Below are 10,139 nucleotides of genomic sequence, written 5' to 3' on the forward strand. Positions count from 1 at the left end.
TTTTCTTAGCTGGTTAGAAATCACGATATTTGTCCTCCAAATTTTATAAAAACGAAATTGATTATGAGTATAGGAATGAATAAAAATACTGTTTTAGGTTGGGCCACATTTTTAATGGTAATCATGGGATTAGTATTAATAGGGCTTGGCGCTTACCGATATGCTGATGTAGCAGGTTGGGGCTTCGCCACAGTTGGTTTTGGCTTTTTACTAAATGCTTGGGTATTTAATGCCTTGAAAGGAAGAGTTTAAACTTCCTCCTTTCTAATCCGCTTTGTATTTTTTCATTGTTTCCAATGGTTCAATCGAAATTTGATTGCTCCAAATTTTTGGGTCGTACTGTTTCAGCTTTATATAATTAAATTCTTTTTCTTTGAAATTTTCAAGAGTATTTTGTGAAATTTCTGATTTAGAGATGCTTAATAGTTCTGTTTTACTAAGCGTGTTTCCTTCCATTTTTAAATCAAAGGCCAAAACATCTTTTTCAACTTTACTTTTCTTGATTATTTCAATAAACTTGATTGGTCTGTTTAAGTAAAAATAAGTGCCATTTTCTTCCAATGCATATTGAAGATCATAGGTGTTATCTTTGGTTGATTTTTTGAATAACAATGTCCCATTATCGATATTTTCTTTGAATTTGATTCCTAATAGAAGTTTTAAATTTAAACTCTTACCAGTTTCTCCTTCTGCCAATGCGTAGTTGCATTTTACAACCGCATAATCGGTTTCAGAAATGTACAATTTCCCATTGTATTTAGCCCTACTTTTCCTTGGAGAAAACTTCAAAATATGAATTACGTCATCATTTTCATCATTGTATATTTTTCCTGCATATTTATAATAGTAGGCTTCTGGGTCATAAATAAAATTAAATTTTGATTTTTCGGTAAACCGTTGGCTCGCGAGAAACTTAGTCAATTTGTTTCTTGTTCTTGTCAAGTTAGAATCTTTATCTTTTTCTTTTTTTTTTGTTTTTTTAAGAGAAATGGTGTCTTTAGAACCAAATAAACCACTTTTAACTCTGTAGTATTTAGTGGAGTCTAAGTGCTTAAATAATAGAGATAGCCCCTTTTGTTGTAATTCGTCAATGGAACCTGTAGAACCTTCACCGGTTATAATAGTAGCCTTATTTACATTAATTTTTGAAGTTTGTTTCGTTGCGTTTTTGCCAGAATAGTAATCGAATAGTATATCTTCATACACTTTAGGAAAATTCGATTTTAATTTGTTACATAACGTAGAAACGTCTTTGTCAACTTCTTTTAATTGCTTTTTGGTAAATCCCGTCGATTCGTTTATATCAATAAGCATTTGGGAAGGCTTAAATACACCGGCATCTCTTAGAAAAAATTGACTTTTTGTTGGATTATCAATAGCAGTATAATTTGTTTTTAAACGTTTTTTTACTTCCATCATCAATTCGTCAGGATTGGGTTTGATGTTGTTAACACTAACTTCGTTTAGGTTGAAAATGGCTTCCGCGAGTTTTATGACCAAATTTTGTTGCTTGACTTCTTTAATTGAAATTTTTTGCGACTGATATCCTAAATACCTTATTATTAGTATGTTTTCATCTATGTTTTGTTCTTCCGGTAAATTAAACAGCCCTTCTTCGTTCGAAATTAAATCAATCTCATTACTTAGTTTTATACTTGCGTAGGGAAGAGGTAATTGATCTTTTGAATCAATAATTTTTATGGAAAGTCCTTGTGCAGAAGCATTTAAACCGCAAATAAGTAACGCTAGAAAGAATTTGAATTTGGCCATTTTTAAAAATTTTCATAAATGTAAATAAAAACGCACAAAAGAATAACGATTTGTGTTTATTTAACAATTCTATAAATTTAAAATTTCTTTGGAAATTATGCATAGAAATAATAATTATTTGCAATATTAAAAACCTATTTAATCTTTATATTTGCAGAAATTTATAAGATATGTCAGACGATAAGAAAGTAATTTTCTCAATGCAAAAATTGAGTAAATCCTATCAAGGAAGTGATAAACAAGTTTTAAAGAATATTTATTTGAGTTTCTTCTATGGTGCCAAAATTGGTATTCTAGGTTTAAATGGTTCGGGTAAATCGTCATTATTAAAAATTATTGCTGGAGTCGATAAAAACTACCAAGGAGATGTTGTTTTTGCACCTGGCTATACCGTTGGATATTTAGAGCAGGAGCCTCAATTGGATGAAAATAAAACAGTTATTGAAGTGGTTCGTGAAGGGGTAGCTGAGACTATGGCTATTTTGGATGAATTCAATCAAATAAACGACATGTTTGGTTTACCGGAAGTCTATGAAGATGCCGATAAAATGGACAAATTAATGGACCGTCAGGCGGCTTTACAAGATAAAATTGATGCTGCTGGTGCTTGGGAAATTGATACTAAATTAGAAATTGCGATGGACGCTCTTCGTTGTCCTGATGCCGATACTCCAATTAAAGTGCTTTCAGGTGGAGAAAAACGTCGTGTGGCTTTATGTCGTTTGTTATTACAACAACCAGATGTATTATTATTAGATGAACCTACGAATCACTTGGATGCAGAATCAGTACTTTGGTTAGAGCAACATTTGGCACAATATGCTGGAACTGTAATTGCTGTAACGCACGATAGATACTTCTTGGATAATGTTGCAGGTTGGATTTTAGAATTGGATAGAGGAGAAGGTATTCCATGGAAAGGAAATTATTCTTCTTGGTTGGATCAAAAATCAAACCGTATGGCATTGGAAGAAAAAGTAGCTTCTAAAAGAAGAAAAACCTTAGAACGTGAGTTGGAATGGGTTCGTCAAGGAGCTAAAGGACGTCAAACCAAACAAAAAGCACGTTTGCAAAACTATGATAAGTTATTAAACGAAGATCAAAAAGAATTAGACGAAAAATTAGAAATCTATATTCCTAATGGTCCTCGCTTGGGAACAAATGTTATCAATGCCAATCATGTTGCCAAAGCTTTTGGAGATAAATTATTATATGATGATTTAAATTTCACATTACCACAGGCTGGAATTGTGGGAATTATTGGTCCGAATGGTGCTGGTAAAACTACCATTTTCAAAATGATAATGGATGAACTACAACCAGACAGTGGAGAATTTACAACTGGAGATACCGTTAAAATAGCTTATGTAGATCAAGCGCATTCCAATATTAATCCTGAAAAATCGATTTGGGAAAATTTCTGTGACGGACAAGAATTAATTATGATGGGTGGCCGTCAGGTAAATTCAAGAGCGTATTTATCTCGTTTTAATTTCGGCGGAAGCGAACAAAATAAAAAGGTTAATACGCTTTCTGGTGGTGAACGTAACCGTTTGCACTTGGCGATGACTTTAAAAGAAGAAGGAAACGTACTTTTATTAGATGAACCAACGAATGACTTGGATATCAATACGCTTCGAGCATTAGAAGAAGGTCTTGAAAATTTTGCAGGTTGTGCGGTTGTTATTTCTCACGACAGATGGTTCTTAGATAGAATTTGTACGCATATTTTAGCTTTTGAAGGGGATTCGCAAGTATATTTCTTTGAAGGTGGTTTCTCCGATTATGAAGAAAACCGTAAAAAACGTTTGGGTGATGTTGCACCAACAAGAATTAAATATAAAAAATTAATTAGATAAAATTTTGATTCCCTGCTACTTGGCAGGGATTTTTTTATGTATAAAACGGTAATTATTGAATACGTTTAATCTTTTTTATTTACTTTAGTAGTGGTTAAACAGGAGAAAAATTGAATGACAACATATGAATAAATATTTACTTCCATATTTCTTATTGTCATTGTTACTTTCTAACTTCTCGTTTGCTCAAGAAAAGCCAATCTCAAAAAAAGAAATTCAACAAAAAATTTCAAATGCAAGAGAAGAATTGTCCAATTTGGATTGCGAGAAATCATTACATTTAGCAGAAGAAGCTCTAATTGGAGCTTACAAATTTAATGACAATGTGCTTATTGCTAAGGCATATAATGTAATAGGTTCTAATTTTCTAGAATTTGCCGACACTCAAAAAGCGAAAAGCTATTATAATAAAGCTTTATTCTTTGCTAATAAAACCGATAACGACACCATTAAAGATTGGATTTACAATAATTTAGGAGCCGTTTATGCCTATTATGAAAACAATACTGAAAAAGGAATAGAGTTTTATAAAAAAGGCTTGGTATATACCGAAAAAACAAAAAATAAAAAACAAATTGCATATAATGCCTTAAACATTGCTGGTGCCTATTTTGATGAAGTGATGTATGATAAAGGTTTACCTTTTTTAAATAAAGCCGAAAAGCAAATGCCTTTTATTGATGAAGTAGAAGCAAGCATTACGTTTAATTCGCTCAAAGGTTCCTATTATAGTTTTGTTGGACAAAATGATAAAGCCGAAGCCCATTATAAAAAAGCAATTTCTTTTGGAGAAAATGACAATACAAATCTAGATGATTCCTATTTGGCAGAGGCTTACCATGATTTTTCGCTACATTATCTGAAGATTAAAAAATACAAAGAAGCCTACGAATGTCTAGATCATCATAACACAATTAAAGATAAAATTTATAATGATGAGCGTTCAGAAAAAGTTAGAACCTATGAAAATAAATTAGAAATAGGGGAGTATAAAAGACAAATCGATTTTATTGAAAAAGAAAAACTTCAAAAAGAAAATAGTCTTCAAAAGACAAAAATTATCTTCCTGCTGTTCGCTATCATCTTTAGTATTTTGTCCTATCTGACTTATATTTTATTCAAAAATAATAAACTTAAAAAAAGGAATTTTGAAGAACTACAGGAGGTTAATATTCAATTGAATAAAGCCAAAGAAATTGCCGAAGAATCTACGCAATTGAAATCGCAGTTTGTCTCCACAATTACACACGAATTAAGAACTCCCTTATACGGAGTAGTGGGTATTACTGACATTATTGCAAATGAACATCCTGAATTAAAAGATAGTGAACATCTTAATTCACTTAAATTTTCGGCAAAATATTTATTGTCATTAGTGAATGATGTGCTTCAGATTTATAAAATCTCCGAAAAGAAAATTATCCTAGAAAATACAAAGTTTAATATTCGAGAAAAATTAGAATCGATTAAAAATAGTTTGCAAATCTTATCGACTAAAAACGGTAATACTATTAAACTTGAAATTGATGAAAATGTTCCCAAAATAATCATTGGCGACAGTCTTCGGTTATCGCAAATCTTCATGAATTTGATTAATAATTCTTTGAAATTTACCGAAAATGGAAACATTTTTGTCAAAGTTAATTTGTTAGAAAGAGAAGGAAACTTCTGTAAAATTAAATTTCAAGTGATTGATAATGGAATTGGAATTTCTAAAGAAGATCATGAAAAAGTCTTTCAGGAATTTGTTCAAATTGAAAGAAGAGAAGATGATTATCAAGGTACTGGACTTGGACTTCCGATTGTTAAAAAACTGATAGAATTATTTGGTGGTGAAATTGAATTAGAGAGTGAAGAAGGCGTAGGGACAACCATAAGTTTTGTCATCACTTTTGAAACTTCTTTAGAAGAAGTAACAGACAATCAACAAAATAGAATTGATTTTAAAGAAAGAGAAATTAAAATTTTATTAGTGGAAGACAACAAAATCAATCAAGTGGTTACTAAAAAATTGTTGAATAGTTTTAATTTTAAAACAATTGTTGTTGAAGATGGTTACAAAGCAGTTGAAAGGATCAAGGATGATTCCTTTGATTTAATATTAATGGATATCAATATGCCTAAAATTAATGGGTTTGAAACCACAAAACTAATCAGGTCAATGGGAGTTGAAACGCCGATCATAGCCCTTACAGCATTTGATAAACAAGAAGTGGAAGGACAAGCACTAGAATCCGGAATGAGTGGCGTATTAATTAAGCCTTTTGAAAAAGAAGATTTATACGATTTGATTACGAGTTTAGTGAAATAAAATAAGCCTTCTAGAAATTCCAAAAGGCTTATCAAATCAAATAAAATAATTAAAAATCTATTTCATTTTAAGGATTGTAAATACAGAACGTCTGTTTAATTGATGGGCTTCTTCAGAACAATCAGCACCATCTTTACAATCATTAACTAGATTATATTCTCCAAATCCTTCGTGTTTCTTGATTCTTTTTGGATCTACTCCTCTTGAAACTAGATAATTATAAGTAGAGTTAGCTCTTCGCATACCTAGGGCTTCGTTATATTTGAAACTACCACGGCTATCGGTATGAGAACCAATTTCAATTTCCATTCCTGGATAGGTTTTAAGTAGTAAATCGGAAATTTTTTCTAATTCTACTTCGGCATCTTTTCTAATAGTATGTTTGTCAAAATCAAAGTAAATATTTTCAATATTGATATCGGCCAATACATCTACATCTTGAACAGGATCCAATTCAAAATCAACTTGAACAAATGATTTTCCTTTAGAATTTCGAGTATCGGCAATTTTGGAAGGTTCAGGCAAGTATTTAGGGTGTGAAGCTTCCACGGTATAAGTAGTTTCTCTATCGGCACTGTAATTATACTTTCCTTTATCGTCGGTTAATAAATCGGCGATTTGATTTCCATTCGCATCTTTAATAATAATTTTTGCATCTTTAATTGGTTGTTTGTTGATTGCGTCAGTCACCACCCCTTTTATAGCGAATAAAGGAACTCTGTCAAAACCATAAATATCATCATCACCAACTCCACCTTCACGATTAGAAGAAATAAAACCAGTTTCGCCTGTGTCATTAAGGAAGAACGAAAAGTCATCCATTGGTGAATTAACAGGAGACCCCAGGTTGATTATTTCTTGAATGTTTCCGTCATCATCTAGAACCGTTGCAAAAATATCAAGTTGTCCTAAACCTTGTAATCCATCAGAAGAAAAGAAAAGATTTCCGTCGGAGTGCACAAAAGGAAATACTTCTTGTCCTTCAGTATTAATTTTATCGCCTAAATTTTCTGGTGTTCCATAAGAATCTCCATTAACACTTACTTTGTAAATGTCAGATTTTCCTTTTCCTCCAGGCATATCGGAAGCGAAATACAATGTTTTTCCATCGGAAGTCAAACTAGGATGTCCAACCGAATAATTATTGTTATTAAATGGGAGTTCCACCACTTTTTCCCATTTATCATCTTCATTCAATGTGGCTTTGTATAGTTTCAAATTATTGATTCCTTCACCATCTTTACCTTTTTTGCCATCTGTATAATTGTTTCGGGTAAAGTACATTGTTTTGCCATCTTTTGATAAAGAAATCTGACCTTCATGAAATTTGGTGTTGATGTCTCCTTCCACTTTTTTAGCCTCAGATAGTGTTTCACCATCTTTCTTAAGAGTAAATAAATCAAGGAAAGGTTGTTGGTTCCAAGAATAGGTTCTTTTTATTCCAACTCCTTTATCTCTACTAGAAGCAAATGTGATGACATTGTTTTTTTCTACGGCTCCAAAATCACTTAATTCAGAATTAAAGGGAACTGTTTTCGAAAAGAATTGTTGTTTGATATTGAAGATATTGGTTATGAAATTTTTGTCTTCCATAATCTTTTGAATACGTGTGTCAACAACTCCAGTTTCTTTGTATTTGTTTAACCAGATTTCCGATTCTTCGTATTTTTTCAATCCTCTCAATGCCAAAGCATATTTTAAGTAATATTCCGAATCAACTTTAGGTTGTTTTACTACTTCAGCATAGTAAGCGGAGGCATTTTGTGGATCACGCAGCATAGAATAACTATCTGCTAATCGGCGTTTTGCATAATCAACATTATAGTTATTGTCCACCATTTCTTTATAAACATTGATGGCTTTTACAAACGAGAAACTGTTATAAAGCGCATCTGCTTTTTTCTGTTTTCCAAATTGAGCTGAAGCTGAAGGGATCATCCCAAAAAGAAGTACAGCTATAAGGATATGTATTACTTTTTTCATAATTCAGTCGTTTTTGGTTAGAAATAACGTGGAGATTTGTATTTAGATTTATCAAATTTGAAATCAAACATAATCATGATTTCGTGCGATCCAGAGGTGTAAGGTTTTAAATCGGACATTGGGTAATCATAGGCATAACCGATTGTTAATTGTCTTGTCAATTGAAAACTTACAAGTGCTCCAGCAGAATCATCTACTCGATACGAACCACCAATCCATAATTTTTCGTTGAATAAAAACGATAAGGTTGCGTCATATGATACAGGTGCTCCTTTTGTGAATTTTACCAATCCAGTAGGTCTCATTTTTACGCTTCCGCTTTTTGTTATATCAAAGACATAACCTGCAATTCCATAAAAATGTGATTGTTCCAGTGCTCTATAAAATCCGTTTTTAGCATAATCGTTTTCAATTAATTTAGGAGAAGAAAGGCCTACATACCATTTAGGTTGGTGAACATAAATTCCCGCTCCAAGGTTAGGTGTCCATCTATTCAACTTTTCTTGAAAATAAGGATCATTAAAAACAGTTGGATTATTTAGAAGAGCTCCATCTAGACTGTAATAGCTAAATCCTCCTTTCACTCCAAATGCCATTTTTGTATTTTCTGTAAGGTTAATTGAATACGAAAAATCAGCATATAAATAGTTGAAATTTTCATCACCTAATTTGTCATTTATAAATGAAAAACCAACTCCAATTCTATCATTTCTTAATGGAGAGTGAATAGAAAGTGTTTGCGTAGTTGGTCCTCCATCCATGCCAACCCACTGACTTCTATGCAGACCAACAATGGTAAGAGCTTCTCGACTTCCGGCATATCCAGGATTTACAGATATAGTATTGTACATATATTGTGTAAACTGTGGTGTTTGCTGTGCGTAGGCATTACACATTGTTATGCCTATTACTAAGGTTAATAGTATACGTTTCATATGATGGTTAGTTTTTGGTTCCTAAATAAAAATACCCGTTGAAAATATCAAATCCGCTATTTACAATGTTTAATATATAATAGTATGTACCTGCAGGTAAATTACTAGTCGATATTGCTTGATTAGCAACTCCGTCCCAATCATTTTTATAATTTGGATTTTCATAAATTAAAGCTCCCCATCGGTTAAAGATTTTTATGTCATATATAAATCCACAAGAATCAAGTCCGCCAATGTTAAAATAATCATTATGACCATCTTGCCCAGGAGTAACTACTTTAGAAATATTTAAATCAGTAATACTACATGGTAAAACAACCCCACCACAATTTTCAATTGTCATGTAAACTTCAATAATTCGAGGACAAGGACCATCGGTAATGGTGTATCTATATACATAAAATCCAGAAGGAATTGCACTAGGATCTAACATGCTTCCAATTAATCCTCCAGAATTATTTACATCTAGCCAAGTACCTCCTGTTTCAGTTCCAGCAGGAAGGAAAGAAAATAAATCTTTTGGACCTTCATTGCTACATATAGCTCCATACACATAAGAGAAAGCTTCAATAGTAACGTTAATTGTTTGTGTTACGGTAGTAATGTTTCCACATTCATCAGTAGCAGTCCATACTCTTATTACTACATAGCCAAATTCATTTTGATTTTCCACAGTTTCTGTATAAACCACTTGAATATTTGAAGAACAATTATCTGTAAATACAAGTTCTGGTTTTACCGGTATTTGATCACAACTAACATTAATAGTTTCACTGATTGGCGTTGTAAGTACTGGCGGTAAAGTATCAATTACTGTTATGTTTTGAGTATGTGAAGTTCTATTTCCAGCACAATCTGATGCAACCCAAACTCTTATCAATGTATAGCTTGAAGGGCAATTACCATTTCTTTTTTCTTCAGAATAGGACACAGATGGATTGTTATCACAAGTATCGGAAGCAGTTAGGACTACTGGAGCAGGCACGGCATCACATTGTACGGTCACATCACTAGGAAGTTGTCCGTTGAATGTTGGCGCAGTTGTATCAATCACATTGACAATTTGAGTGTGTTGGGTATTGTTTCCAGCACAATCGGTTACCGACCAGTTGCGAGTAATGGTATAGGTATTGGCACAAGCATCGTTTTGACCGGCAAAGGATTCCGAGTACACTACTACCACATTGTTATCACAAGTATCGGAAGCAGTTAGGACTACTGGAGCAGGCACGGCATCACATTGAACGGTCACATCACTAGGAACTTGTCCGTTGAATGTTG

General features: G+C 32.7%; 7 protein-coding genes. 3 read left to right on the top strand and 4 right to left on the bottom strand.

The window, feature by feature from the left end; translation table 11 throughout:
* Nucleotides 1-69: 69 nt before the first annotated feature.
* Nucleotides 70-252, top strand: a complete 183-nt coding sequence (locus tag EQG63_RS11295; protein WP_129436489.1) for a CAL67264 family membrane protein — start codon at nt 70-72, stop codon at nt 250-252.
* 12 nt (nt 253-264) lie between these two features.
* Here the strand turns inward: EQG63_RS11295 and EQG63_RS11300 are convergent, their stop codons facing one another.
* Nucleotides 265-1,770 carry a carboxypeptidase-like regulatory domain-containing protein gene (locus EQG63_RS11300; protein WP_129436483.1) on the bottom strand — a complete coding sequence of 502 codons (1,506 nt, stop codon included), beginning with the start codon at nt 1,768-1,770 and terminating at the stop codon, nt 265-267.
* A 170-nt stretch (nt 1,771-1,940) separates the two neighbouring features.
* On the opposite strand from EQG63_RS11300, the gene ettA reads away from it, so the two are divergent.
* On the top strand, nt 1,941-3,629 hold the full coding sequence (gene ettA, locus EQG63_RS11305; RefSeq protein WP_129436484.1) for an energy-dependent translational throttle protein EttA: 1,689 nt from the start codon (nt 1,941-1,943) through the stop codon (nt 3,627-3,629).
* A 124-nt stretch (nt 3,630-3,753) separates the two neighbouring features.
* Nucleotides 3,754-5,940 carry an ATP-binding response regulator gene (locus tag EQG63_RS11310; protein ID WP_129436485.1) on the top strand — a complete coding sequence of 729 codons (2,187 nt, stop codon included), beginning with the start codon at nt 3,754-3,756 and terminating at the stop codon, nt 5,938-5,940.
* A 57-nt stretch (nt 5,941-5,997) separates the two neighbouring features.
* Here EQG63_RS11310 and EQG63_RS11315 read toward each other — a convergent pair whose 3' ends face one another.
* From EQG63_RS11315 to EQG63_RS11325, 3 genes are all read right to left on the bottom strand, one after another.
* The gene (locus EQG63_RS11315) at nt 5,998-7,923 is read right to left on the bottom strand and encodes an OmpA family protein (RefSeq protein WP_235827831.1); all 1,926 of its coding nucleotides are present in this window, start codon (nt 7,921-7,923) and stop codon (nt 5,998-6,000) included.
* 17 nt (nt 7,924-7,940) lie between these two features.
* Nucleotides 7,941-8,858 (bottom strand): PorP/SprF family type IX secretion system membrane protein, encoded by a 918-nt coding sequence (locus tag EQG63_RS11320; protein WP_129436486.1) that lies wholly within the window; start codon nt 8,856-8,858, stop codon nt 7,941-7,943.
* A gap of 7 nt (nt 8,859-8,865) precedes the next feature.
* On the bottom strand, nt 8,866-10,139 hold a 1,274-nt coding region (locus EQG63_RS11325; protein ID WP_164974506.1), incomplete at its 5' end, for a gliding motility-associated C-terminal domain-containing protein.

Source organism: Flavobacterium amnicola (assembly GCF_004122165.1).
GTDB lineage: Bacteria > Bacteroidota > Bacteroidia > Flavobacteriales > Flavobacteriaceae > Flavobacterium > Flavobacterium amnicola.

What these genes read in the sequence shown, in the direction of transcription:
- EQG63_RS11315 (WP_235827831.1), bottom strand. Translation starts at nt 7,923, where the DNA reads ATGAAAAAAGTAATACATATCCTTATAGCTGTACTTCTTTTTGGGATG.
- ettA (WP_129436484.1), top strand. Translation starts at nt 1,941, where the DNA reads ATGTCAGACGATAAGAAAGTAATTTTCTCAATGCAAAAATTGAGTAAA.
- EQG63_RS11300 (WP_129436483.1), bottom strand. Translation starts at nt 1,770, where the DNA reads ATGGCCAAATTCAAATTCTTTCTAGCGTTACTTATTTGCGGTTTAAAT.
- EQG63_RS11320 (WP_129436486.1), bottom strand. Translation starts at nt 8,858, where the DNA reads ATGAAACGTATACTATTAACCTTAGTAATAGGCATAACAATGTGTAAT.
- EQG63_RS11310 (WP_129436485.1), top strand. Translation starts at nt 3,754, where the DNA reads ATGAATAAATATTTACTTCCATATTTCTTATTGTCATTGTTACTTTCT.